Here is a 26,168-nt window from a genome sequence, read left to right on the forward strand (position 1 = left end):
CTCCTTTTCAAAGCGCCCTCGCTGAGTTGCGCCTGCTTTGCAGCACGCCACTCGATGGGCCTCGCATTCAATTTGGGGAATGCGGCGGCGCGTTCAACCCCTGAGAAGATGATTATTCCTGTCGATATCAATGCACTTTGATCCAACTCAATTCACGATCCAAGCCTGTCAACGGCACGATTTTATCGAGGGCGTGATCCCCTTGCTCTGAGTACCCAAGCGCCATAGACAGGCGCGACCCAGAAAAAACGGAGTCTGCAATGTCCGATGACCGCCTGATCGTAGCTCTTGATGTCCCCAATGCGTTGCAGGGGCTCGAATTGACCCAGAAGATTGGCGATGCGGTCAATTTCTACAAGATTGGCTTGGGGATGCTGACCGGCGGAGGCTTAGCCTTGGCGAATGAGCTGAAACAGGAACACGGCAAGCGCATCTTTCTGGACATGAAGCTGTTTGACATCGGCGCCACGGTCGAAGCAGCCGTGCGCGGGCTGGCGCAATTCGATCTGGATTTCCTCACCGTGCACGGCGACCCACATGTGGTGCGCGCAGCCAAGGAAGGCGCGGCGGGAAGTGATCTGAAAATTCTGGGCGTGACGATCCTGACCTCGCTGGATCGCGCCGATCTGGATGACGGGATGATCGTCGCAGGCAATGTGTCTGATCTGGTGGTCCAGCGTGCCGCGCGGGCGCTGGAGGCCGGAGCCGATGGAGTTATCGCCAGCCCCCAAGAAGCCGCAGCGATCCGCGCCTTGCCAGAGGCAGAGGGCCGTCTGGTTGTGACACCCGGCGTCCGTCCGAGCGGCGCTGCACTGGGTGATCAAAAGCGTGTCGCTACGCCGGCAACGGCCATCGCTGATGGGGCTGATCACATCGTGGTGGGTCGTCCAGTCTGGACATCAGAGGATCCAAAGGCGGCTGCCGAGGCGATCCTCGCAGAGATGGGCAGCCCACAAGCGACCCTTCCCAACCGGGGGTAGGCAGCTTCGCCGCCTGTGCCCGCAAAAGCACATCCTGAAGGTGTATTTGGCCAGTCTGGTATTCCGGACTTTCAAATTCGGGGATTTTGGGTGACGCTAGGTCAACGGTTACTCCCCAACGAACCTTTTCTTCCTGTGGTTCGTTACCTCCCCCCGCCTCAGCAGCGGGGGGTCTTTCTTGAAAAGATGGTTAACCAGCGCTCTCAGCCAAGTAACTGCGAAGCTGTACGGCGAAATGCGGCACCGCAAGCGGATGGTCGCAATAGACTTGTGGCGGCATCAGGCTCCACCCCTGCCCTTCGTCGCCAAATTCGATCTTGTCCTGCATTTGTCGCGGCTGGTGCGCCGCAAAGAACCACACCGTCCCGTGCGGTCGCTGGTAGTGACGCGCCCAAACCAGATCACGCTCCTGCAAGGTCAGCCCGACCTCTTCAAAGGTTTCGCGCAGCGCACATTGCGCGGCGGATTCCAGTCCTTCACGCCCGCCACCGGGCAGGTCCCAATGATCCGGCCACGGGATGTCAGGCCGATCATCCCGACGGATCACCAAAAGGTCATCGCCCAAAAACAGGGCTAACTTGGCACCAGAAAACTCCATTATCCGGGTATCGCCTCCGAGAATTGCGCTGACGCCGCAATGCGTCCTGCTGTACTATGTGCAGATATAGTAACGAATTGTGAAACGGACATCTCTCACATGCCCTCACTTTGCCGGGATTGCATGCACAGGGCGCAAAAAGAAGCGACCCGATGTGCAAAATGCGGCAGCCCGCGCATGCTGCGGCACCCGGAACTCTTTGATCTCAGCATTGCGCATATGGATTGCGACGCCTTTTATGCGTCGGTTGAAAAGCGCGACAACCCCGCTCTTGCGGATAAGCCGGTGATTATCGGCGGTGGTCGCCGGGGGGTCGTATCCACGGCTTGTTACGTTGCGCGCATACGCGGCGTGCATTCTGCGATGCCGATGTTTAAGGCGCTAAAGCTGTGCCCGGAAGCGGTGGTCATCAAGCCCCGGATGAACGCCTATGTCGAGGCCAGCCGCCAGATTCGCGCGATGATGGAAGAACTGACTCCGGCAATTCAACCATTGTCACTTGACGAAGCCTTCCTTGACCTCACCGGCACCACCCGCTTGCACGGTGCGCCGCCTGCCGTCATGCTCGCGCGCCTGATAAAGCGGATGAAAGACGAGTTGGGCCTCACCGGGTCGATCGGGCTGTCGCACAACAAGTTTCTGGCCAAAGTTGCCTCTGACCTTGACAAGCCGCGCGGCTTTTCGGTGATCGGCGAGGCCGAAACCGCAAGCTTTCTGCACGACAAGCCAGTGCGGCTGATCTGGGGCATCGGTCCCGCGGCACAGGCATCGCTGGACAAGGCGGGGATTCGGACGTTTTCGGACCTGCTGCGATGGGACCGCGCCGCGCTTTCGGCCCGGTTCGGCGCGATGGGGGACAGGTTGTGGCATCTGGCGCGGGGTCAAGATCGTCGGCGCGTGTCTGCACATGAGCCGGTCAAATCAATCAGCAACGAAACCACGTTCTTTGAAGACACGGGTGATCCCGACCTTCTGGATGGCCACCTGTGGCGCATGGCCGAAAAGGTGTCAGATCGCGCCAAGGCGAAACGCATTGCCGGGCGGGTCGTGACGCTCAAACTGAAACGCTCTGATCACAGCAGCCTGACACGTCGCCAATCCCTGCGCGACGCAACACAGATGGCAGACACGATCTATCGCACCGCACGGGCTCTCTTTGATCAGACGATGGATCAAGGCCCGTTTCGTCTGCTGGGCTGCGGGCTGAGCGATCTGGTGCCGGAAACCGAGGCCGACAAATCGGGCGATCTGCTGGACCCCGGAGCCAGACAACGCAGCAGCGCCGAACGCGCCACCGATGCGATCCGCGAGAAATTCGGGACCGACGCGATCAAAAAAGGACGGTCGCTGCGCTGATACCTGGCGACAGCGTTACCTCACTCGGAAACCCACAGAGGCGCGTGGCCATCGACACCCCGAATGGATTGATCTTCAATACGCCGTTGCGCAGCCAGTATGGGGGCATCAACTCCGGACTCCGCCTGAACCCGTGCATGCATCGCATCGCTCATGACCAGCCGCACAGATAGATCGCGGCTCATCGCTTCGAGCCGGCTGGCGATGTTGACCGTGTTCCCGACCACCGCGAATTCAAGTCTGTTCGCCCCGACATCGCCCAGCACAACAGGCCCATAATGCAAGCCAAAGCTGACCTTTATCGGCGATTCACCCTGCGCCGTGCGTTCAGCATTCCACCTGTCTACGGCCTTGATCATGCTATTGGCACACTCAAGGGCGTTACTGGCATCGCGATCTCCGGGCAATGGCGTGCCGAATGTGGCCATGAGTCCGTCACCCAAATACTTGTCCAGCGTCCCTTGATGGCGGAAAACCTCGGTTTCCATACGCGAATGAAAGGCGCGCAACGTCTCGATCAATTGTCGTGGAGAGCGGGTGGCGGCATAGGCCGTGAACCCCACGATGTCCACGAACAGAACAGCAACATCATGGCTGCGTATCTGTTTGAGCGGGTCGTCGTTGTGTGACAATTCTTCGACGACATTTGGCGAGAAATACCGCGAGAGATTGGTCCGTTCACGTTCCAGCGCGGCATTGTTCAAAAGCAACCGATTGAAACGCCGCACCGATACCGCCAAGGTAAAAGAGACGATCAGAAACACGATAATTTCCTGTATCCGCATCCCGAAATCAATACTGTTGGGATCAAGGAGGTGTGCCATTTTTGTATCGTGCCCAAACGCTTCCTGCGCCGCCGCCGTCAGTGCCGGGTCGGTCTTGCCAAACCACCAGACAAGCCCAAGCGCGATCAACCACATTATTGCTGTCCAGTTGCCAATCGCCATGATTGTCCGCCAGGAATAGGCCAGTGTCCCTGCGGCGAGAATGACGAAGAAAAAGCTGAAAGCCCCGAAACGATAGACCATCGCGGCTGGCCATCCGCTTTGGTCCAGCGGGTTCGGCAGTGCCAGTACGATCGTCATGACGAGCAATTCTATGAACAACAGAACCAACTCGACGGGCGATCGCCCGACACGACCGATACGCCGTTGCGCCCAGCCGGTGATCGCCAACGCCGCAAGCAACAATTCGTAATAGATCATCTCAAAGCTGAAATTCAGGAACGGCAACATGACCGCGATGACCGCAAGCGCAATCCAGCGCGCCCGAACGGCCAGTTCCAGCCCCTCGCGTTTGTGCCTCTCCAGAGTCGCCTCGGTAAAACGATTGGCCGCGATCTCGGCATGTGTCGCGCCCGGGGGCAGATCGGCATCCGTGAAATCCGGCAGGCTCGGGTCAGTGGCTGTCATGACGGGACTCACTCCGATTGGTGTTCGCCCATGTTAAGGCGATGTGCCATGAGTTGTAACAACTAGAGCCTGAAACCCGCCAAACGAAAAGAGCCCCGCCATAAGGCGGGGCAAGTCAGGTGCCCCATGACAGGCCACAGGCACCGGCGGTAGCTCTGAATTTCGGTGGGTCAGTTCTGCATTTCGGCGCGAATCTGCTGGCGCAGAACGTCGATTGGCACCGTCTTGCCATCGCGCTTAAAGCACCAGTAGGTCCAGCCATTGCAGCTCGGGGCGCCTTCCAGCGCGGCTCCGACCTGATGGATCGATCCTTTGACATCGCCGCCGATCAGGGTGCCGTCGGCACGGACCTTGACCTTGTGACGCTTGTTCATCGAAAACAATTCTTCTCCGGGGCGCAGCATTCCGCGTTCGACAAGCTGGCCAAAGGGAACGCGCGGCTCGGCGCGTTTGCTGGCGCTGACCTGCAGGGCCTCGCGATCAAACTTGCGAACCTTGGCGATGCGCTTTTCTGCAACCTTGCGATAGGCCGCCTCGCGTTCGATCCCGATAAAGTCCCGGCCCAGCATCTTGGCGACGGCACCGGTTGTGCCGGTTCCAAAGAACGGATCAAGCACGACATCGCCGGGCTTGGTCGTTCCGACAAGCACCCTGTGCAGCAGGCTTTCGGGTTTCTGCGTCGGATGTGCCTTGTCGCCGTTGTCATCCTTGAGGCGTTCATGCCCGGTACAGATCGGCAGCACCCAGTCACTGCGCATCTGGATGCCTTCGTTCAGCGATTTCAGCGCCTCGTAGTTGAACGTGTATTTCGCACCCTCGTCGCGGCTGGCCCAGATCATCGTCTCATGCGCGTTGGTAAAGCGCTTGCCACGGAAATTCGGCATGGGGTTGGACTTGCGCCAAACCACATCATTCAGCACCCAATAACCCGCGTCCTGCAGCGCCGCTCCGACACGAAAGATGTTGTGATAACTGCCAATCACCCAGATTGCGCCGTTCGGCTTAAGAATGCGGCGGGCCGCAGCGAGCCATTCGCGAGTGAACTTGTCGTAGGCGGCAAATGACGAAAACTGATCCCAGTGATCGTCTACCGCATCCACCTGGCTGTTGTCGGGCCGGTGAAGGTCGCCGCGAAGTTGCAGGTTGTAGGGCGGGTCCGCAAAGATCAGGTCGACAGACGCCTCAGGCAGGCTGTTCATCGCCTCGACGCAATCGCCATCCATGATCGTGTTCAGTGGGAGCGCCGCAGCGCCCCTGGTATCGGTCTTGGTCATTGTCTGCCTCTGTCCGTGGCGCTTTGTGCGCTCTGTGGTTGAGGCAAGGATGAGTCAAAGGCGATTCGCCGTCAATTTCTTTTTTTGAATCAGTGACTTATAGATTTATCTTGATACAAGATATTGTGTACCGGCTTGAACGAACGTCTATGGTGTGGGGTTACACCAAGATTTTGAAGCGCCTCTCTGTGTCTTTTTGACGGGTATCCGGCGTTGGTCTCCCAGCCGTAGCCCGGATGCTGTTGCGCCAAATCCACCATGATGCGATCGCGCGATATTTTGGCAACTATCGACGCGGCCGCAATCGACACGGAACGGGCGTCACCCTTGATCACCGCCTCTGCCGGAATGGACAGTCCACGGGGGATCATGTTGCCATCAATCAGCAGAAAGTCCGGTGCCGGCGACAGCCCCGCGACCGCCCGCTCCATCGCGAGATGGCTGGCGCGCAGAATGTTGATCTGGTCGATCTCCTCCACGCTGGCATGAGCAATGCTGACTTCGGCAACGCGGTGCAGTTCCGCATCAAGCAGGGCGCGCGCCTTGGCAGAGAGTTTCTTGGAGTCGTTCAGCCCCGGCGGAACCACCGCCATGTCCAGCACCACCGCCGCTGCGGTGACAGGACCTGCGAGCGGGCCGCGCCCGACCTCGTCAACGCCCGCGATACGAAGATGGCCACGCTTGCGCGCGGCCTGTTCCAGACTGTCATCAGGTATGCTCATCAGGATGTGCTGACCCGATCCCTCCAGCATTGCAAGTGGAAAGCCACTTTACTGCGTTGGGCCAAAGCAGTCAGGCGTGCTGCTCTAACGCCAACGCAGCAGAAGCGCTACTTGTTGACGATCCGATACCCGTGCTCACGCAGGCACAGCGGCTCGTACCCGGTGCGGGAGATGTTGCGACCATCGAACCGCAGGCGGCAGGCCTGGGGCAACTGCGATGTAAAACGATAGTTGCTTTTCAGGCATTGCAGCCCCAGCAACCGCGACGGGCCACCATGCAGATTTTGATTGCTCAGGCATTTCCCCGGCAAGTTATAGCGTGCCGCCCGTTGCGGCAGAGGGCGCGGACGAACCGAGTGATTGGTTGGCGGCGGGGCCGCGCGCGAAACGGTGGGGGCATCGTGTTTATCACGCGCATTATGAATCGCGATCCCCAGAATGGCGAGGGCGGCAAGACCGGTAATCGCACGGGCCGTGCCGTTTTCGCTGGCGCGGGCGGGCATTGCCGACAGGCTGGTGATACAAATGGCAGTGGAAACAATCAGGGCGATAAAATTGCGGTTCATGGGTCGGGTCCTTTCAAGTAGCGTTCTGTGCAACCCGATCTGCATGATCAGGCGATGACCCGACCGTCGGCCGAGGGCGGCCAGACAGGCAATATCGCCGGGATGTTATCGAATATCACCGCGCCAAATACCTGTGGTTATTGAATATCCGCCCGCCTCGGCGCATCGTGCAGTCATGAAACATCTCGCTCACATCCTGGCGCTGAGCCTACTTTTTGCTGCACCCGGAACAGCCCGCGCCGCTGACTGCTATGCCGACTACAAGGCCAAACAGGACAGCCCCCTCCGCCTGCATTACGGCGTCATGCAGTTGTCCGGTGCCTGCGACAAAGGGGCGGCAAAATCCGAATTGTCCGCGCGGCTGGCCCAGAACGGCTGGACGTTGTTGAACGTGTTGTCGGTGTTCGGTCCCGACGGGCTTGAGGAAAGGAAGGCCAATGCCGGACCCTACTATCTCCGTTTCTGACACCCGCCGCTCCGGCACCCGGATCGTGGCGTTCGGGATCGCGGCGATTGTCGCCGTCCTTGTGATTGCCGGGGCGTTTCTGTTTCTGACGCTGCCGGACGCCAATGCCTTTAATGCACGTGTCGAACGGCTCTTTGTCGAAAATGATCTGACCACGCAGGCCGAAATCAAACTGCTGGAGATCCTTGCGCAGTCGGGCACGGCGTTCTCGGATACGTTGGCCAGCTACCGGACCGTCATCTTTGTATTGCTGATCTTTGCCACGGCGCTGTTGATCGCGGCACTGGTATTTCTGGTGATGCTGGTCACGCTGAACCGGCGCATGGCACAGATCGAGCGCACCGGGATTCAGGTCAATTCCCTGCTGATCAGCCGCGAAGAAAACACCGTCTATCTCAATAATCTCGACTTCAAACTGACGGCGGCTGCGATGGAAACACTGGCGGTATTGGCAGAGGCACGACTGGACGATGACGTGCTGTCCGGAGCCGAGATCGAAGCGGTGATTTCCGGGCGTGATGCAGCCGATTGTGACGAAGCGGCGGGTGCGACGCGAATCAAACGGCTTCGTGATACGCTGGGCAACCAGATGGTCAGCGCGTTGCTGGTCAAGAACATCACGAAACGGGGCTATATGCTGTCCATCGAAAAGGATGTGATCCAGATGATCTGAGCCACGACTCGTGGCTCCTTGGGCGACAAAGGCGGGTCAAGGTCTTGGAATGCACCGCAGGCGGCCCCATTTTGACCAATGCCCCGAGCGCAGGACCATTCATGACAAATCGTTATCGCATTCACACCGAGCCGCTGATAGGGCGCGTTACCGCCAGTCGAAACGGCAGAATGCTCGCCAGCAGCGACCAAGCTGTGGTCATGTATGAAACCCGCCTGGCGCCCACCATCTATTTCCCACAGAAAGACATCGTTGCCCCGATGAGTGACCTGACCAATCTTCAGACATTTTGCCCGTTCAAGGGCACCGCCAGCTACCGCGATCTGGACCTTCCGGATGAGCACCTCGCCAACGCTGTCTGGTCCTATCAGGCAGCCTTGCCAGAGAGTCGCGCCATTCAAGGACATTACGCATTCAAGCCCGATGTCGTCACCGACATGGATCTTGGCGAAAGCACCCTCTGCGACAATAATTCCGGCCACATCAGCGGCCCCGTGGTTGACTGGTTGCTGCGCGAAGCGGCATACATCAAGACCCCCGAGGAATTCACCGCCGCGCTTTCGCTCAAGCTACGGGAGCACGGCGTGCACCTTTCCCGTCTGAGCGTGATGCTCTGGTCGCTGCATCCGCTGATCGCGGGCAAGAACTATATTTGGGAAAAAGGCGTCAAGGAGGTCAGCGTTTACGCACCCTCCTATGAAATCCATGATCACCCCAACTATCTGAACAGCCCATTGCGCCATGTGTCGAGCGGTCTTGGCGGAATTCGGCAACGACTTTGCACGGATGTGCCCGGTAACAGCTTTCCGATTATCGAGGATTTGCGGGCCAAGGGGGCGACGGATTATGTGGCTATGCCGATGTTGTTTTCTGATGGGCGCAGGAATGTACTAACCCTCACGAGCGATCATCCGGATGGATTCAATACCGCCAATCTAGGGTTGGTGTTTGAATGTTCTGCAGTGATCAGCCGATTTTACGAAGTTTTCATGCAGAAAGAGAACGCGCAGTCGTTGTTGGAAACCTATGTCGGCAAGCGCACGGGTGCGCGCGTTTTGGGCGGAGAAATCCGGCGCGGCGACGGTGACGAGATTGATGCGGCGATCATGTTCTGTGATCTGCACGACTCGACCCGGTTGGCCGAGACATTGGATCGCGCCGCGTATATCGCGCTGCTCAATCAGTTCTTTGAAACCACGTCGACGATCATCCACGATCACGGCGGCGAGGTTCTCAAGTTTATCGGTGACGCCGTGCTTGCGGTGTTTCCGGCAGGCGATGATGCCAAGATGGCGTGCTCGCAGGCGCTGAAGGCCGCGCGGGCCATCGTCGAGCATTCCGCCGACAGGGAAGTTCCTGACTCCACGCATCAATACGAATGCTCCATCGGGATCGCCTTTGGTCGCGTGACCTATGGCAATGTCGGCTCAAGAGAACGTCTGGATTTCACGGTCATCGGCCAGGCCGCCAATCTGGCCGCGCGCCTGAATGATTACGCCAAGCGCAAAGGCCATGGTATCGTGGTGACCCGTGATGTCGCCGGTGCGCGCGAGGACATGGAAGAACTTGGTCCGCTCAAGCTGCACAACATGTCCGAGATGGTGCATGGCTATGTCGCGCGCGTGCCAGAAGTCGCTTAGCCCGTCGGCCCCCGCCCCTTGCGAACCATGCCCCGGGCAGGATCATATCCGATAAGGCTGCCCGCCATAAAGATCGCAAAGGCCAGTACAACCCACAGCAACGCCATGCCGTTCACGCTCTCATAGAGTGCAAAACGGATCAGTTCGACGGCATGGGTGAATGGGTTGACGGCACAGATATCACGCAGCAGAGGCGAACTTTCGGCCATGCGCCAAAGCGGGTAAAGCGCGCTGGACATGAAGAACATCGGAAAGATCACAAAGTTCATCACTCCGGCAAAATTCTCCAGTTGCCGGATTGTCGAGGAAATCAGCAACCCCAACGCACCCAGCATCAGACCGCTGATCACCAGCGCCGGAAAGGCATAGACATAGCCCATCAGCGGCATTGTGATGCCAAACGCGGCCGCAATGGCCAGAAAGACATAGACCTGCAGGATCGACACCGCGACCCCGGCCATCAGTTTCGAAAACAAGAGCCACCAGCGCGGTAGCGGACTCGTCAGCAACAGGCGCATGGATCCCATCTCACGGTCATAGACCAGCGATAGCGATGACTGCATCCCATTGAACAACTGGATCATGCCGCAGAGGCCGGGAACGATATAGACCTCGTAGGTGATATAGGTCTGGTAAGGTGGGATGATCGACAGGCCCAGCGCAGCGCGGAACCCGGCGGCAAACACGATCAACCACACGAGTGGCCGCACCAGCGCCGCAATGAACCGGCTGCGTTGATTGACAAAGCGCATGGCCTCGCGAAACACGATGGCGCGGAGGGCGACAAGCCAGCGCATCACGCAGGTTCTTTCGGCGCGGTCATATCAATGAACGCATCTATAAGCTGTCCGCCCCCGGCAATGGCAGATGCCGTATCATGGCGCAGAACGCGCCCCTGATGCAGCACCACAATATCGTCCTGTTCCCGGATCTCATCAACCAGATGTGTCGCCCAGAATACCAGCAGACCAGAATCCGCCAGATCATGCACATGCGCGGTGATCGCCTGACGGCTGCCTGTGTCCAACCCGACGGTTGGTTCGTCCAGCATCAGCACCTTGGGGTCATGAATCAGCGCACGGGCAATTTCCATCCGGCGCCGATGCCCGCCGTTCAACGCGCGCGCCTTTTCTCTGGCCCGTTCGCGCATATCCAGTCGGTCAAGCGCGGCGTCGATGCTGTGCTGCGCCGATGAACCGGACAGCCCCTGAAGTGCTGCGAAATAGCGAAGGTTCTGCAGCACGGTCATATCGAGATCGAGCGTCTGCTGTTGAAAGACCACTCCGATCTGCGCCAACGCCGCACGAGGGTTCTGGGCGAGATCATGACCCGCGACCGAAATCGCGCCATCACGCGTCACCAAGAGCCGGGTCATCAGGGAAAACAACGTCGATTTGCCCGCGCCGTTCGGCCCCAGCAGGGCGCAAAATCGCCCCGCACTCAGGTCAAAGGAAACATGATCAAGCGCTCTCTTGGCCGCATAGCTATAGGACACGTCCTGAACGGTGAGCATGCTCATTCCGGACTATTCGATGATGATTTCGACCCGCTGACTTTCACCGGTGGACCCTGGCTGTTTCAGTTCATAGCGTCCGGGTTTGATTGCGACGAATTCGATTTCCATCGTGCCGGCTTGGTCAAATTCCAGACTGTCGATGCCATAAGGGCGGATTTCCAGCCCGTTCACAACCACTTCGTTGACCCAGATCGCCCGAAAGAACCCGGCCCCTTCGAGCGCCAGTTCGCCAGTTCCATCCGCTTCGATCTCTATTTCATAGGCCGTGCCTGACTTCAGCATCAGCGGGCCTTCGGCAATCGGCTTGCCCACGGACAGGGTCAGTTCGGGCAGGTCTTCCTTGTTTGACTTTGACAGGATGCCGGCAAAGCCAAATTCATGTGCCATGGCTGGCCCGCCAATCAGCGCTGCCGCGCATGCGAATGCAAAAAATCGTTTCATGTAGATCCTCTCCCAGTGGATAAATCAAAGTGGCTCATCGGCTTGGCCCCGTTCGGGGAACCATGAGCCAAGCCGATGAGCCATTGCAGATGTGCGGTCTGCGCGTGTGCAGAATTCCACACGCGCCACAGAGGTCAACCGCCACCAAAGGCGTAGAGGATCGCGCAAGATCGGGATTTGAGCCCGCATTCGCTGGTCGAGCGGATCATCGGCAGGTTGCCATTTCTTGCCAACAAGGCTTGTCGCGCTCATACCTGAATCGCCGTCCAAGCGTATCAAATCCAGATTGCGAGACCCTGTCGATGTCCAATGATCCACTGTTGCAGCCCTATCAACTCAAGCACCTGACATTAAAGAACAGGATCATGACGACGAGTCATGAACCCGCCTATCCCGAAGATGGGATGCCCAAGGACCGGTATCGTGCCTATCACGAAGAACGGGCAAAGGGCGGAGTCGCATTGGCGATGACGGCGGGGTCTGCCGTCGTATCGAAGGACAGCCCTCCATCGTTCAACAACATCCTGGCCTACAAGGACGAAGTGGTTCCGTGGATCAAGAACCTGACCGATGCGTGTCATGCCCATGGCTGTGCTGTGATGATCCAGTTGACGCATCTGGGCCGACGCACCGGATGGAACAAGGGCGATTGGCTGCCATCCGTCTCGTCCTCGCGCCACCGCGAACCTGCGCACCGCGCGTTTCCGAAACTGATTGAAGACTGGGATATCGAGCGGATCATAAAAGATTTCGCAGATGCCGCCGAACGGATGAAGGCGGGCGGCATGGATGGGATCGAACTAGAGGTCTATGGCCACCTGCTCGATCAGTTCTGGTCTCCGCTTACCAATGACCTTGACGGGGCCTATGGTGCGGACACGCTTGATACGCGAATGCGTTTCCCTCTTGAGGTTCTTTCTGCAATCCGTGATCGGGTCGGAGACGAATTCATCGTCGGCTTCCGCTATACGGCGGACGAAACGCACACAGGCGGGATCTCTGCCGACGAAGGGCTCGAGATTTCGCGCCGGTTAAAGGCAACCGGACAACTCGACTTTCTGAACGTCATTCGCGGTCGCATACACACCGATCCCGCAATGACCGATGTCATCCCGGTCCAGGGCATGGCCAGCGCCCCGCATCTCGATTTTGCAGGTGAGGTGAGAAAGACTATCGGCATGCCAACGTTTCACGCGGCACGGATACCCGATGTTGCCACCGCCCGACATGCGGTGGCCGCAGGCCTTTTGGATATGGTGGGTATGACCCGCGCACACATGGCGGACCCGCATATCGTCAACAAGATCATCGAGGGGCGCGAAGACGACATTCGCCCTTGCGTCGGGGCCACCTATTGCCTTGATCGCATCTATCAGGCCGCGGACGCGCTCTGCATCCACAACGCGGCCACTGGTCGCGAACGCACGATGCCGCATACCATTGCGCCCGCTGAAACCCCACGCAAGGTCGTCATCGTCGGCGCAGGCCCCGCTGGGCTTGAAGCCGCGCGCGTCGCCGCCGAACGCGGACACGAGGTTGTCGTGTACGAGGCCCAGCCTGATCCAGGCGGCCAGCTCCGCCTTGCCGCGCAAAGCCCGCGCCGACGCGAAATGCTGTCCATCATCGACTGGCGCATGTCGCAATGCGCCGCGCGCAACGTCGTGTTCCACTTTAACACTTGGGCCGAGGCTGACGATGTGACCGCGCTGAACCCCGATATTGTCCTGATCGCAACAGGCGGCTTGCCCAATACGGAACTGTTCGAAACCGGCAAGGATGCCGATCACGTCATCTCCACGTGGGATATCATCGCAGGCGACGTGAAACCGGCAGAGAATATCCTGATCTATGACGAGAGCGGCGATCATCCAGCGTTGCAATCCGCCGAAGTCGCCGCCAAAGCCGGGGCGCGGGTCGAAGTGATGACGCCAGACCGCGTCTTTGCACCGGATATCATGGCAATGAATCTTGTGCCCTATATGCGATCACTGCAGGACAAGGAGGTGACATTCACAGTCACGCGTCGTCTGCTCGAAGTAGAGCGAACCGGCAACACCCTCACCGCAACCATCGGTACGGATTACAGTGACCACACCTATCGTGCTGAATACGATCAGGTGGTGGTGAACTACGGCACACTGCCGATGGATGACCTGTATCACGAACTCAAACCCCACAGCAGCAACCTCGGCATGGTGGATCATGACGCATTGATCGCCGGCATTCCCCAAACCGTGTGCAAAAACCCTGATAGCGGGTTCAAGTTGTTCCGTATCGGGGATGCGGTTTCTGCGCGTAACACGCACGCTGCGATTTATGACGCGCTGCGCCTGATGAAGGACATGTAGGAACAAGTTCTTTCCAAGGACACAACCCAACCGGATTGACCGCCCGCACCAAAAAATTGTAAAGTAAAAAAAATTATTTACTCGCGATAAAATGTAGAGCCAAAAAAATGACCAAACAGAAGATCCGAAACATGGATGAGTTCTCGACGGTCTGCGGCGTATCGCGTCCGACATTATCCAAATTCTTCAATGACCCCGACAGTGTTAAGCGATCAACGCGCGACAAGATCGAGCAAGCGATCGCAAAGTATGATTACAGCCCGAACATCTACGCGGTGAACCAGAATCGCCGGAAAACCAGAAACATCGGAATCGTGGTTCCCAATCTCGCCGACCCTTTCTTTTCCGAAATCGGCCGCGAGGTGGAACTGGCCTGCCACGACGCTGGCTACAGCCCTATCGTGCTGAGTTCGCATGGTCGGCCCACGCTGGAGGTGAGCAATCTGAACTTGCTCCGCTCGCTCAAACCAGCCGGCGTGCTGCTGGCCCCATTCGGACGGGTATCTGATGTCAGTGTTGTCGACAAATTCGCAAAAGACGTGCCCGTGGTGCTCTTTGACGCAAACATTGACGGGGTAGGCGAAGCGTTCGTTGGCACCGACAACACCCAAAGCATGGACCTAATGGTCGAATACCTTTGCCGGAGTGGTCAACCACCCTGCCTGTTTGAAATGAAGTCACCCCTGAACCCCAATGCATTCAAACGACGTCATGCATACCTTGAAAGCATGGAAAGACACGGCTTTCCGGCACATATCTTCCAAGCCGAAGGCACTGGATGGGGATTTGAAGAGATTGGCAGTGCCGAAGGGGGCAGGATGCTGTCCCAGAAGGTCTTTCCAACTGACACCGTGCTCTGCAGCAATGATCGCCTGGCAATCGGAATGCTGTCGGCAGCCTACAGTTTAGGCCTGCGGATCGGACATGGGTCAGGCTGCGACCTGCGCATCGCTGGACATGATGATCATCCGTATTCCCGCTATACTTGCCCGTCACTCACAACCATTGCGCAGGATTATTCGGAAATCGCGACACGCGCAGCACAGACGCTTTTTACAATGATCGAATCGTCAGAAACAGCTTCTGAACGGCGCGAAACCCTGCTGGATGGCAAGCTCATTATGCGCAACTCCGCTTAAGGGTCTGATACAAAAGGGAATGCCAATTTATTTACGCGCGTAAATAATTTAATTGACTTGACCGATCAGATAGCGCTACCAATGATGGACAAACTAAATGGGGGAGGACCCAGAATGTCTCTAAGAAACTCACTTTTGACGGCAACGGCGTTGACCTGCGCGACAGCGTTTGGTGCATCTGCTCAAACCACGGTGACAATCGCCACCGTCAACAACGGCGACATGGTGCGCATGCAGGGGCTCGCAGACGATTTCACCGCCGCAAACCCAGACATCACGCTGGAATGGGTCACGCTCGAAGAAAACGTACTGCGTCAGCGCGTCACCCAAGACATCGCCGCCAATGGCGGTCAGTTTGATGTCATGACCATCGGCACCTACGAAGTTCCGATCTGGGCCGCCCAAGACTGGCTGGTTTCGCTCAATGATCTGCCCGCAGAATGGGACGCGGATGATATCCTGCCCGCAATCCGTGGCGGCCTGACCGTTGATGGTGAATTGTATGCCGCGCCGTTTTACGGCGAAAGTTCCATGGTCATGTATCGCACCGACCTGATGGAGCAAGCCGGTCTGGAAATGCCCGAAGCACCGACTTGGGATGACATCAAGGCCGCTGCCGAAGCCATGACCGACAAGGAAAACGAAATCTACGGCATCTGCCTGCGCGGCAAGGCCGGTTGGGGCGAAAACATGGCGTTCCTGACGGCAATGTCCAACTCGTTCGGCGCCCGCTGGTTCGACGAAAACTGGACCGCCCAGCTGGACAGCGAAGAGTGGGCCTCGACCGTCAACTATTACATGGACCTGATGAACAACTACGGTCCTCCGGGCGCGTCAACCAACGGTTTCAACGAAAACCTGTCGCTGTTCCAGCAGGGCAAATGCGGCATGTGGATCGACGCCACCGTCGCGGCGTCCTTTGTCACCAACCCCACCGACTCGACTGTTGCTGACAAGGTTGGATTTGCGCTGGCACCCGACAATGGGCTTGGCAAGCGCGGCAACTGGCTCTGGGCATGGTCGCTGGCGATCCCCGCCGGTTCAGATGCAACCGAAGCCGCCAAGAAATTCGTGACCTGGGCAACAAGCAAGGAATACACCGCACTTGTCGCCGAGAACGAAGGTTGGGCAAACGTACCTCCGGGCACACGTACATCCCTGTATGAAAATGCCGATTACGCCAAGGTTCCGTTTGCCGAGATGACGCTGAAGTCGATCAACGAGGCCGATCCGAACGCGCCTTCGATCCAGCCGGTCCCCTATACTGGCGTTCAGTTCGTGGCCATCCCCGAGTTCGCAGGCATTGCGACGCAGGTCGGTCAGGAAATCTCTGCGGCTCTGGCAGGCCAGCAATCGGTCGAGGAAGCGCTTGAAAAAGCACAGGCTCTGACCGTCGACGAAATGGAAGCTGCAGGCTACTAAGCCCCGCCCTTCCAACGCAAAGGGGGCGACAAGTACGTCCCCTTTGTGCATTATGAATTTCCACATTCACATTCTGCCGACGGCTGCACTTTGGCAGCTAACAGAGGAGGTGTGCCCAATGGCAACCCAACATTCTCGATCAGCAGCAAGGCTCATGATGGCTCCGGCTGTTGTCCTACTCTTGGGATGGATGCTCGTCCCGCTGATCATGACGCTCTTCTTTTCTTTCAAGAAATATCTTCCCCTCCGCGGTGGCGATCTGGGGTGGGTTGGTTTTGACAACTATGTTCGGTTTGTTACGTCCAGTGCCTTTTGGCCCTCTGTCCTTGCGACGCTGTTGATTGTGGGGGGCGTGCTGCTCATCACGGTGGTTTTCGGGGTTTTGCTGGCGGTCCTGCTAAACCAGCCAATGTGGGGTCAGGGCGTTGTCCGCATTCTCGTCATCGCGCCCTTCTTTGTAATGCCGACGGTGTCTGCGCTGGTCTGGAAGAACATGTTCATGGACCCGGTGAACGGACTTTTTGCACACATATGGAAATTCTTCGGCGCCCAGCCAGTGGAATGGCTTAGCGAGGCGTCAATGACGTCGATTATCATGATCGTTTCCTGGCAATGGCTTCCCTTTGCGACCCTTATCCTGCTGACTGCAATTCAGTCGTTGGACGGCGAACAGCTTGAAGCCTCGGAAATGGACGGCGCCCCGCCGCTGGCCCGTTTTGGATACATCGTTCTGCCGCACCTTGGACGCGCCGTGACTGTTGTGGTTCTGATCCAGTCGATCTTTCTGCTGTCGATTTTTGCAGAAATCTTCGTCACCACACAGGGCTCGTTCGGCACCCGTACGCTGACGTACCTGATCTATCAGCGTGTGCTCGAAAGCCAGAACGTGGGCCTTGGTTCCGCCGGTGGTGTCTATGCAATCATTCTCGCCAATATCGTTGCCATCTTTCTGATGCGCATCGTCGGCAAGAATCTCGACGCGTGAGGAGGCAATCATGGCACGTGGAGTTACAACACAACGCAAGATCATCAATACGACAGCCGCATGGATTGTCGGACTGCTGATCTTCTTTCCGATCCTCTGGACAATCCTCACCAGCTTCAAAACCGAAGCAACGGCGATTGCCGATCCCCCGGTCTTTCTGGCCTTCAACTGGACGCTGGAAAACTACGCCGACGTTCTGGAACGGTCCAACTATGGCCGGTTCTTGTGGAACTCGATCATAATCGCCGGCGGGTCCACCATTCTGGGCATCATCATCGCGGTACCCGCAGCCTGGTCGATGGCGTTTGTTCCATCAAAGAGAACCAAAGACATCCTCCTCTGGATGCTCTCGACCAAGATGTTGCCAGCTGTCGGTGTTCTTTATCCGATCTACCTGATCTTCATCAAAATGGGGCTTCTGGATACACGCCTCGGGCTGACGATTGTTCTGATGCTGATTAACCTGCCGATCATCGTCTGGATGCTCTACACCTACTTCAAGGAAATTCCGGGTGAGATTCTGGAAGCTGCTCGGATGGACGGTGCGACGCTCAAGGAAGAGGTGCTTTATGTGCTGACTCCGATGGCTATTCCCGGCATCGCGTCCACCCTGTTGCTGAACGTCATTCTGGCCTGGAACGAAGCGTTCTGGACCCTGAACCTGACGGCGGCAAAGGCGGCTCCGTTGACGGCCTTCATCGCCAGCTACTCTAGTCCCGAAGGACTGTTCTACGCAAAGCTGAGCGCGGCCTCGACCATGGCCATTGCGCCGATCCTCATCCTTGGCTGGTTCAGCCAGAAGCAACTCGTCAGCGGCCTGACCTTCGGCGCTGTGAAATAAGGAAACTGACCAATGGGACAAATTCAACTCAACCAAGTGACCAAATCCTTCGGCGACGTTCAGGTCATCCCACCCCTTGACCTGACCATCGAAGACGGCGAGTTCACGGTCTTTGTCGGCCCCTCGGGCTGCGGTAAATCCACCCTCCTGCGCCTGATTGCTGGCCTCGAGGATATGACCAGCGGCCATATCGCGATTGATGGGACGGACGCGACCAATGTGCCCCCTGCCAAACGCGGCCTGGCGATGGTGTTCCAATCCTATGCGCTTTATCCGCATATGTCGGTGCGCAAGAACATCGCCTTTCCGATGAAAATGGCCAAGATGCCGGAAGACGAGCAAAATCGGCGGATCGAAGCCGCAGCCAAAGCGCTGAACCTGACCGACTATCTGGACCGCAAGCCCGGCCAGCTTTCGGGTGGTCAGCGTCAGCGGGTTGCCATCGGGCGATCAATCGTTCGCGAACCTTCGGCGTTCCTGTTTGACGAACCCCTGTCCAACCTTGATGCGGCTCTGCGTGTCGGGATGCGGCTGGAAATCAGCGAAATGCACGAACGGCTGAAGACCACGATGATCTACGTGACACACGATCAGGTCGAGGCCATGACCATGGCCGACAAGATCGTGGTGCTGCGTGCAGGTATCATCGAACAGGTCGGCTCGCCGCTGGAATTGTACCACAGCCCGCGCAACGTCTTTGTCGCCGGTTTCATCGGATCGCCAAAGATGAACATCTTCAGCGGTCCCGAAGCCGAAAAACATGGTGCGCACTCTATCGGCATCCGCCCGGAACACACCGATGTCAGCACTACCGAAGGCATGTGGAAAGGCGTCGTTGGCGTAGCAGAGCACCTCGGATCGGACACGTTCATTCACGTGCACGAAACCGGGCTGGATGATCTGGTCACCGTTCGGATTACCGGAGACATTCCGGTCCGCCACGGCGACACGATCTATCTGACACCTCAGATGGACAAGCTGCACAAGTTCGACGCCGCGGGGCTGCGGACCGGATGAAACGGCTGGCTGGAAAGACAGCCCTGATAACAGGTGCCGCCCGAGGAATCGGGCGCGCCTTTGCCGAGGCGTACATCAACGAAGGCGTCCGTGTCGCGATTGCCGACATCAACTTGGATGGCGCGCGCGAGGCCGCAAACGCTCTTGGCGATGCGGCGGTTGCGATTCAACTCGATGTCACCGATCAAGCAAGCATCGACCGCGCGATTGTCGAAGCCGTTCAAGCGCTTGGCCAGATTGATATCCTGATCAACAACGCGGCGATCTTTACTGCCGCTCCGATCACCGAGATCACGCGTGCCGACTATGACCGCGCCTTTGGCATCAACGTCGCCGGCCCCCTGTTTACGCTTCAGGCGGTCGCGCGGCACATGATCGCCGCCGGGATCAACGGCAAGATCATCAATATGGCCAGCCAAGCGGGTCGTCGCGGCGAACCACTTGTCGCGGTCTACTGTGCAAGCAAGGCCGCCGTGATCAGCCTGACCCAGTCTGCGGGTCTGAACCTGATCGAACACGGCATCAACGTAAACGCAATTGCACCCGGCGTGGTCGACGGTGACCACTGGGACGGTGTCGATGCGTTCTTTGCGAAATACGAAGGCAAGGCCCCCGGTCAGAAAAAGGCCGAGGTAGGAAAGAGTGTCCCGTTTGGACGTATGGGCAGACCGGATGATCTGACCGGAATGGCCATTTTTCTCGCCACTGATGAAGCCAAATACATCGTGGCCCAATGCTATAACGTGGATGGTGGACAATGGATGAGCTAATCCCCCTATCAACTGAAACTCTGGACGCGATGCCCGATGGGGTGCGCGTGCCGAGCTATGACAGAAAATCCCTGACCGCTGGTATCGTGCATATCGGGCTGGGCAATTTTCACCGCGCGCATCAGGCGTGGTATCTGCACCGCCTCTTCGACCTCGGCCTTTGCCATGACTGGGCAATCCTTGGCGCAGGCGTTCGTCCGAACGATGCCGCCAGCCGTGAACGGCTGATCGCGCAGGATTGTCTGACCACCTTGATCGAGCTTGATCCGACAGGAATGTCTGCCGAGATATGCGGATCGATGATCGACTATCTGCCGGTCGAGGACGGAAATGGCGCGCTGATCAAGGCGATGACCGATCCCGCCATTCGGATCGTCGCGCTGACTGTGACCGAAGGCGGCTATTATATTGATGCCGTGACCGGTGCATTCGACGCCAAACATCCCGACATCGTGCATGATGCGGACAATCCCGAAACGCCAAAGACCGCGTTTGGTGCAATGGTCGCCGCGCTAAGGCAACGGCGGGCATCGGATGCTGGCCCCTTTACCGGTCAGAGCTGTGACAATCTTCAAGGCAACGGCGCGATACTGCGGCAAGCGGTTGTGGGTCTTGCGCGCCTGACTGATCCTGATCTCGCAGACTGGATCGACACGAATTGTTCGTTCCCGAACGCGATGGTCGACTGCATCGTGCCTGCCACCGGACCCAAGGAACTGGAACTGGTCAAACGCTTTGGCATCGGCGACAACGCGCCGGTCACGCACGAGAACTTCCGCCAGTGGGTCATCGAAGACGATTTCTGTAATGGCCGCCCCGACTGGGACAAGACCGGAGCAACCTTTTCAAACCGCGTACACGATTTTGAAACGATGAAACTGCGCATCCTGAATGGCGGCCATCAGGTTATCGCCATTCCGGGTGAAATCCTCGGCATCGACTCGATTGCGGCAACCATGGGCAACCCGGCCATACGAGGCCTGCTGCGAAAAGTCATGACAGAAGAGGTTGCGCAGCATGTTGCGCCGGTTCCCGGCTTTACCGCGCTTGAATATCTCGACCTCGTCGACCGGCGATTCTCCAACCCCGAAATCGCCGACACTACACGCCGCGTCGCGTTTGATGGGTCCAGCCGCCAGACCGGGTTCATCATACCCAGCATCCGTGACGGACTGAACGCCGGTGCATCTGTCGTCGGTCTCGCCTTGGTCTCTGCCCTTTGGGCACGCTATTGTCAGGGCGTTCGGGAAGACGGCAGCACAGTCGAAGCCAACGATCCTAACTGGGACGCGCTTCACCAGATCGCCAAAACGGCGAAAGATCGACCTTTGGCATGGCTCGAAATGGAGCAGTACTACGGCGATCTTGCCAGCAATAAGCCCTTCGCGGACGCATTTGAGCGCTGGCTGACGATGCTTAACACCGATGGCGCCGAGGCCACCATCAACGCCTATCTCAACAGCTAGACATCGACGATCCTGCACCCGTTTACCGGGTGCGGGATCAAATCTCGATCGGTTGGTTGCGACCGATGGGCACTGCGTTCTCGCCAAAAATGGCATCGATCTTGTGTCGCGGCCAGACGACCTCGACGATGGCCCCCCGACGCTCGCTCTTGCCCAGACCGCTGTGATAGGGGTCTGATCCATTTGCAAAGGTAAGCTCTGCGCCGGATCGCTCCAATAGCGTCTTGGCAATAAAAAGCCCCAGCCCCATGCCTTCGTATTCCGGGCGGGCCTTGCGGTCGGATTCGGTGCGTCGCCGCCGAACAAATGGATCCCCGATCCGCCCGATCATCTGTGGTGGGTATCCGCGCCCATCATCCATGATCCGGATAGAAATCATGTTTTGACTCCAGGTCGACTCGACCCAGACATTGGCCCGTGCGAAATCCACGGCATTCTGGATCAGGTTGCGCAAACCATGGATCATCTCGGGTTTGCGCAGAACCGATGGTTGCGGGAGATTTTCATCCAGATCGAGTCCTTCTTCGAAATGGACGAATTTCCCCCGGTGCATGTGTGGCTCTGCCGCTTCGTTGATAACTGCCGTAAGGGGCGCTTGTCGCAAATGCAGGTCATCCTTCCCTGCTCGGCCCATGTCACGCAGGATATCGCGACAACGGTCGGCCTGTTCCCGGATCAGGGCCGCATCCTCGCGTAAACTCGCGTTGTCTTCCAACTCTTCAACCAGTTCACTGCTGGCCAGCTTGATCGTCGCCAGCGGCGTACCAAGCTCATGCGCCGCAGCGGCGACGACCCCCCCAAGATCGGTCAATTTTTGTTCGCGGGACAGCGCCATCTGCGTCGCGACAAGCGCATCGTTCATGGATTGGATTTCCGAACTGATGCGTCGCGAATAGGCCCCCATAAAGATGATCGCGATAATGATCGCAGCCCAATTCCCAAATACGAAAAAATCGGGAATCCGCAGGATCAGCCCCTGTTCCGTGCGCAGAGGAATGTTGAACATGGCCAGAAACGTAACAAGTATGATCGCGCTGCTGCCGATCAGCACTGTGGAACGAAGCCCGAGAACTGTCGCCGAGATGGTCACCGGCCCCAAAAGCAACAGCGCAAACGGATTGCTCAGACCACCCGTCAGATAAAGCAGGAACGCCAGTTGCAGCAGGTCAAACAGCACCATCATGAAGTTCTCAAATTCCGAGAGGCGCTTGCTTTCCGGGAAAATGAAGATCGCAACCAGGTTGCCGATCACCGAGACACCGACCGTCAGAAAACAGAGACCGATCTCAAGTTGCAGACCAAAAAATTCCTGCGCGGTGGTGAGGGCCGCCAACTGTCCTGCGATGGCGACCCACCGCAACAGGATCATGGTGCGTAGTCGAATCCAGCTGCTGCGGGGCTGACCGTGCAAGAGGCCTATTTCGGATGCGATCATCTTACCCTCTGACTGGTTGCAACGGCTGACTAAGTTGATAGGAGTCCGCGTGGAAACGTCAACCACAACAGTCTGGAGTCCCTGCGCCATGTCACGTCAATATGCGATTATTGCTGCCGTCGTTCTAGCGGCACTTGTTGGCGGCGTCTGGGTCGCGACGATGATCGGAGGCAGTTCCGACGATCAGTTCGCCCAATGCCGCGCCAGCCAGATTGCTGGTGGTTCCGACCAGATTGGTGGCCCTTTCGAGCTGGTCAATTCGCAAGGCGAAACAGTGACGGACAAAGACGTCGTCACCGAACCCGCGCTGATCTATTTTGGCTATACATTCTGCCCGGATGTGTGCCCGCTGGACGTCGCGCGTAACGCCGAGGCCATCGATATCCTTGAAGAGCGCGGCAAGTCGGTGACGCCCGTGTTCATCTCGATCGACCCGGCGCGGGACACTCCCGAAGTGGTTGGTGATTTTGCAGGCAACCTGCACGAACGCATGATCGGGTTGACCGGTTCGCCCGAGCAGGTGAAAGCCGCAAGCCAAACCTTCAAGACCTACTACAAGGCGCATCCGGCCGAGGATGACTATTACCTCGTTGATCATTCCACGTTCAGCTATCTGGTCTTGCCAGAACGTGGATTTGTCGAATTTTTCCGTCGGGATATGTCGCCAGAAGATATGGCTGACGCGGTTGGGTGTTTTGTCGATAACATGTAAAGCCCACGCAGCATTTGACGTTTGCCAGACCGCTGTTAATACTCGTCGGACACAATAAGAAAAACTGTCCGGGGGAGGAACCTTATGGCGGAACCAGCACAGCATGAGATCGGGCTAGATAAGTCGTTATTGCTCGTGGATGATGACGAACCCTTTCTCAGGCGCCTGGCCAAAGCCATGGAGAAGCGCGGGTTCGAGATTGAAATGGCATCTTCTGTTGCCGCTGGACGGGCGATTGCCACAGCCAGACCACCCGCCTATGCGGTCGTTGACCTGCGGCTTGAGGATGGCAACGGACTGGATGTTGTTGAAGTGTTGCGGGAAAAGCGCCCGGACAGCCGCGTGGTTGTCCTGACCGGCTATGGCGCCATTGCAACGGCCGTTGCTGCGGTCAAGATCGGGGCGACGGACTATCTGTCTAAACCTGCGGATGCCACCGACATCACCAATGCGCTGCTTGCCAAACCCGACGAGCTGCCTCCGCCACCGGAAAACCCGATGAGCGCGGATCGCGTGCGTTGGGAACATATCCAACGGGTCTATGAACTCTGCGACCGGAACGTCAGCGAAACCGCGCGTCGGCTGAACATGCACCGCCGTACATTGCAACGCATTCTGGCCAAGCGCAGCCCGCGATAACGATGCCGGACCCGGCAGATACCCAACCTTTGCCACAAGGCGGATGGTCTGAAGAGATCAGGCACCTGAAGGATGCCACCGTGATTCCGCCGGTTGAAAACGGTTTTGTTCAGGCCGCTGGTGTGCTGGAGTCCGACGGGTCCTACTGCGCGCATGGCGCGTTGTGGCGCAAGTTTCGCCCGCTGACGACAGAACCCATACAGCCCGAGGGCGACGTGCCGCGCCTGACCGGGCGATGGCTGTGGGGCGGCGTGCTTTGGGCGCATTTTGGTCATTTCCTTGTGGAAAGCACGTCCCGGCTCTGGGGATTGGAACATCTGGATCGACCTGTCGACGGTGTTCTGTTTATCCCCAAACGCCCCCGCGCCGGAGAGAGCCTGCGCGGTTTCCATACCGGCTTTCTTGACATGATGGCGCCGGATTTGCCCATCCGTGTTGCCACCACGCCGATGAATGTCGAGGAACTGATCGTACCGGGTCAGGGCTTTGGGCTGGGCATGATCACCGCAGGAACAGAGCGGTTCCGCGCGGCCATTCACCATCGTTTTGCCCGTGATATCGCAGCGGATGGTCCTGAGAGGATCTATCTCTCACGATCTGCATTGGGCTTGGGCAAAGGTGGTTTGCTGGGCGAGGAACGGCTGGAAGAACTGTTGCAGGCCGAAGGATACGAGATTTTCCACCCCCAGCAGCACGACCTTGCCACGCAGATCGCCCGCTACAAGGCGGCAAAACAGGTAATCGCCGCAGATGGTTCGGCGGTACATCTCTATGCGATGGTCGGGCGGCCCGATCAGGCAGTGGCGATGATCCTGCGACGGCAATCGCGCTCCAACAACCTCTTGGCAGAAAACGTCCGGCATTTCTGCGGCACCGAACCGACGATCATTTCAGCGCTGCGCACAGAGTGGGTGCGCAAGAGCCAGAAGAAATCTAGCCGTCTGTCGTTTGGGGAACTGAACCATGAAGTCATTGGCGCGGCGTTGGCGCGCGATGGGTTCATATCCAAGCAAGCAAACTGGCCAGTGCTGACTGAAGACGAACGCAAACAGGTTTTTGCGGACAAGGGTTTGAACAAATCCGACGATTTCATCGAAAGCCCGGAATTCGTCCGCCAAAGGGTGCGCGCAATGCGTCAGGCCCGGCGCGCGGGTTAAGCCAGTTGCCGCAGCAACGTGTCGTGACGCTGCACAAAGTCGCGGCGCGCCTCGACAGGCGGGCGCAGCCGGATGTCCAGATCCGCAATCAGGCTTTTGTCCGGTTTGCCAAAGAACTTATTAGCCTCAGCCTCGGCAAAGCCCGCGATGCGTGTGGCCTCCATCCAGGCACTGATGCGATCGGCCTTCTTGATCTGTTTCTTAATCGTGACTGGCAGGGTCGCAGGCAGGCCAAACCGGATATGAATCGCGGCCATGAGGCGGGCATCCAGCTCGTCATAGCCTGGTCCTACCGATGCCTTGACCGGGGATATCATATCACCGATCACATATTCCGGCGCGTCGTGCAACAAGGCCGCCAACCGCCATTTGACCGGTGCCTTTGGCGCAATTCGACCAAACAGCTCTTCAACAAGCAACGAATGCTCCGCCACTGAATAGGCGAAATCACCGACTGTCTGTCCATTCCAGCGCGCCACAAATGCCAATCCGTGGGCGATATCGTCAATCTCGATGTCGACCGGCGTCGGATCCAGCAGATCGAGCCTGCGACCCGAAAGCATGCGTTGCCATGCACGATTTTGAGGTGCCAT

26 protein-coding genes are annotated in these 26,168 nt (G+C 57.9%); 16 read left to right on the forward strand and 10 right to left on the reverse strand.

Features of this window, described 5'->3' with window-relative positions; all coding sequences use genetic code 11:
* Positions 1-260 precede the first annotated feature (260 nt).
* A complete protein-coding gene (gene pyrF, locus ABJO75_RS05780; protein WP_348135194.1) occupies positions 261-980 on the forward strand; it encodes an orotidine-5'-phosphate decarboxylase in 720 nt (239 codons plus the stop codon).
* Between the two features lie 190 nt (positions 981-1,170).
* Here pyrF and ABJO75_RS05785 read toward each other — a convergent pair whose 3' ends face one another.
* Positions 1,171-1,578 (reverse strand): NUDIX hydrolase, encoded by a 408-nt coding sequence (locus tag ABJO75_RS05785; protein ID WP_348135196.1) that lies wholly within the window; start codon positions 1,576-1,578, stop codon positions 1,171-1,173.
* Positions 1,579-1,677: 99 nt separating this feature from the next.
* Between ABJO75_RS05785 and ABJO75_RS05790 the strand changes: the two genes are divergently transcribed.
* Entirely contained in the window at positions 1,678-2,934 is a 1,257-nt protein-coding gene (locus ABJO75_RS05790; protein WP_348135198.1) for a DNA polymerase IV, read from the forward strand.
* Between the two features lie 20 nt (positions 2,935-2,954).
* On the opposite strand, the gene ABJO75_RS05795 is transcribed toward ABJO75_RS05790, so the two are convergent.
* From ABJO75_RS05795 to ABJO75_RS05810, 4 genes are all read right to left on the reverse strand, one after another.
* The gene (locus ABJO75_RS05795) at positions 2,955-4,346 is read right to left on the reverse strand and encodes an adenylate/guanylate cyclase domain-containing protein (protein WP_348135200.1); all 1,392 of its coding nucleotides are present in this window, start codon (positions 4,344-4,346) and stop codon (positions 2,955-2,957) included.
* A gap of 170 nt (positions 4,347-4,516) precedes the next feature.
* Positions 4,517-5,620, reverse strand: a complete 1,104-nt coding sequence (locus tag ABJO75_RS05800; protein WP_348135202.1) for a site-specific DNA-methyltransferase — start codon at positions 5,618-5,620, stop codon at positions 4,517-4,519.
* 89 nt (positions 5,621-5,709) lie between these two features.
* Complete coding sequence (locus ABJO75_RS05805; protein ID WP_348135204.1) at positions 5,710-6,342, reverse strand: ribonuclease HII; 633 nt, start codon at positions 6,340-6,342, stop codon at positions 5,710-5,712.
* Positions 6,343-6,449: 107 nt separating this feature from the next.
* Positions 6,450-6,908: a hypothetical protein gene (locus ABJO75_RS05810; RefSeq protein ID WP_348135206.1), complete on the reverse strand. Its 459-nt coding sequence runs from the start codon at positions 6,906-6,908 to the stop codon at positions 6,450-6,452.
* Positions 6,909-7,083: 175 nt separating this feature from the next.
* Between ABJO75_RS05810 and ABJO75_RS05815 the strand changes: the two genes are divergently transcribed.
* From ABJO75_RS05815 to ABJO75_RS05825, 3 genes are all read left to right on the forward strand, one after another.
* Entirely contained in the window at positions 7,084-7,374 is a 291-nt protein-coding gene (locus ABJO75_RS05815; RefSeq protein WP_348135208.1) for a hypothetical protein, read from the forward strand.
* On the forward strand, positions 7,346-8,047 hold the full coding sequence (locus tag ABJO75_RS05820; protein WP_348135210.1) for a hypothetical protein: 702 nt from the start codon (positions 7,346-7,348) through the stop codon (positions 8,045-8,047). The genes ABJO75_RS05815 and ABJO75_RS05820 overlap by 29 nt, the downstream gene beginning before the upstream one ends.
* Before the next feature lie 101 nt (positions 8,048-8,148).
* Positions 8,149-9,687 (forward strand): DUF427 domain-containing protein, encoded by a 1,539-nt coding sequence (locus ABJO75_RS05825; RefSeq protein ID WP_348135211.1) that lies wholly within the window; start codon positions 8,149-8,151, stop codon positions 9,685-9,687.
* On the opposite strand, the gene ABJO75_RS05830 is transcribed toward ABJO75_RS05825, so the two are convergent.
* The 3 genes from ABJO75_RS05830 to ABJO75_RS05840 are packed head-to-tail and all read right to left on the reverse strand — an operon-like array spanning position 9,684 to position 11,644.
* Positions 9,684-10,484, reverse strand: a complete 801-nt coding sequence (locus tag ABJO75_RS05830) for an ABC transporter permease (RefSeq protein WP_348135213.1) — start codon at positions 10,482-10,484, stop codon at positions 9,684-9,686. The two genes, ABJO75_RS05825 and ABJO75_RS05830, sit on opposite strands and share 4 nt — an antisense overlap.
* Positions 10,484-11,206, reverse strand: coding sequence for an ABC transporter ATP-binding protein (locus ABJO75_RS05835; RefSeq protein WP_348135215.1), 723 nt, complete (start codon positions 11,204-11,206; stop codon positions 10,484-10,486). Before ABJO75_RS05835 ends, ABJO75_RS05830 begins: the two co-directional genes overlap by 1 nt.
* Before the next feature lie 6 nt (positions 11,207-11,212).
* On the reverse strand, positions 11,213-11,644 hold the full coding sequence (locus ABJO75_RS05840; protein WP_348135217.1) for a hypothetical protein: 432 nt from the start codon (positions 11,642-11,644) through the stop codon (positions 11,213-11,215).
* Between the two features lie 302 nt (positions 11,645-11,946).
* Between ABJO75_RS05840 and ABJO75_RS05845 the strand changes: the two genes are divergently transcribed.
* From ABJO75_RS05845 to ABJO75_RS05880, 8 genes are all read left to right on the forward strand, one after another.
* The gene (locus tag ABJO75_RS05845; protein ID WP_348135219.1) at positions 11,947-13,992 is read left to right on the forward strand and encodes an NADH:flavin oxidoreductase; all 2,046 of its coding nucleotides are present in this window, start codon (positions 11,947-11,949) and stop codon (positions 13,990-13,992) included.
* A gap of 107 nt (positions 13,993-14,099) precedes the next feature.
* Positions 14,100-15,131, forward strand: coding sequence for a LacI family DNA-binding transcriptional regulator (locus ABJO75_RS05850; protein WP_348135221.1), 1,032 nt, complete (start codon positions 14,100-14,102; stop codon positions 15,129-15,131).
* Positions 15,132-15,245: 114 nt separating this feature from the next.
* Positions 15,246-16,553: a sugar ABC transporter substrate-binding protein gene (locus ABJO75_RS05855; protein ID WP_348135223.1), complete on the forward strand. Its 1,308-nt coding sequence runs from the start codon at positions 15,246-15,248 to the stop codon at positions 16,551-16,553.
* A 118-nt stretch (positions 16,554-16,671) separates the two neighbouring features.
* Entirely contained in the window at positions 16,672-17,538 is an 867-nt protein-coding gene (locus ABJO75_RS05860; protein WP_348135225.1) for a sugar ABC transporter permease, read from the forward strand.
* Positions 17,539-17,548: 10 nt separating this feature from the next.
* Positions 17,549-18,379 (forward strand): carbohydrate ABC transporter permease, encoded by an 831-nt coding sequence (locus ABJO75_RS05865; RefSeq protein ID WP_348135227.1) that lies wholly within the window; start codon positions 17,549-17,551, stop codon positions 18,377-18,379.
* 12 nt (positions 18,380-18,391) lie between these two features.
* Positions 18,392-19,396, forward strand: a complete 1,005-nt coding sequence (locus ABJO75_RS05870; RefSeq protein WP_348135229.1) for an ABC transporter ATP-binding protein — start codon at positions 18,392-18,394, stop codon at positions 19,394-19,396.
* The gene (locus ABJO75_RS05875; RefSeq protein ID WP_348135231.1) at positions 19,393-20,166 is read left to right on the forward strand and encodes an L-iditol 2-dehydrogenase; all 774 of its coding nucleotides are present in this window, start codon (positions 19,393-19,395) and stop codon (positions 20,164-20,166) included. The genes ABJO75_RS05870 and ABJO75_RS05875 overlap by 4 nt, the downstream gene beginning before the upstream one ends.
* Positions 20,154-21,632, forward strand: coding sequence for a mannitol dehydrogenase family protein (locus ABJO75_RS05880; protein WP_348135233.1), 1,479 nt, complete (start codon positions 20,154-20,156; stop codon positions 21,630-21,632). The genes ABJO75_RS05875 and ABJO75_RS05880 overlap by 13 nt, the downstream gene beginning before the upstream one ends.
* 37 nt (positions 21,633-21,669) lie before the next feature.
* Here the strand turns inward: ABJO75_RS05880 and ABJO75_RS05885 are convergent, their stop codons facing one another.
* Positions 21,670-23,067, reverse strand: coding sequence for an ActS/PrrB/RegB family redox-sensitive histidine kinase (locus tag ABJO75_RS05885; protein WP_348135235.1), 1,398 nt, complete (start codon positions 23,065-23,067; stop codon positions 21,670-21,672).
* A gap of 88 nt (positions 23,068-23,155) precedes the next feature.
* On the opposite strand from ABJO75_RS05885, the gene ABJO75_RS05890 reads away from it, so the two are divergent.
* From ABJO75_RS05890 to ABJO75_RS05900, 3 genes are all read left to right on the forward strand, one after another.
* Positions 23,156-23,779 carry an SCO family protein gene (locus ABJO75_RS05890; RefSeq protein ID WP_348135237.1) on the forward strand — a complete coding sequence of 208 codons (624 nt, stop codon included), beginning with the start codon at positions 23,156-23,158 and terminating at the stop codon, positions 23,777-23,779.
* 84 nt (positions 23,780-23,863) lie between these two features.
* Positions 23,864-24,418, forward strand: coding sequence for an ActR/PrrA/RegA family redox response regulator transcription factor (locus ABJO75_RS05895; RefSeq protein ID WP_348135239.1), 555 nt, complete (start codon positions 23,864-23,866; stop codon positions 24,416-24,418).
* A gap of 80 nt (positions 24,419-24,498) precedes the next feature.
* Entirely contained in the window at positions 24,499-25,575 is a 1,077-nt protein-coding gene (locus tag ABJO75_RS05900; protein WP_348135241.1) for a glycosyltransferase 61 family protein, read from the forward strand.
* Here ABJO75_RS05900 and ABJO75_RS05905 read toward each other — a convergent pair.
* Positions 25,572-26,168 (reverse strand): HD family hydrolase, encoded by a 597-nt coding sequence (locus ABJO75_RS05905; protein ID WP_348135243.1) that lies wholly within the window; start codon positions 26,166-26,168, stop codon positions 25,572-25,574. The two genes, ABJO75_RS05900 and ABJO75_RS05905, sit on opposite strands and share 4 nt — an antisense overlap.

Origin of the sequence: Sedimentitalea sp. (assembly GCF_039973035.1) — a bacterium.
GTDB lineage: Bacteria > Pseudomonadota > Alphaproteobacteria > Rhodobacterales > Rhodobacteraceae > Sedimentitalea.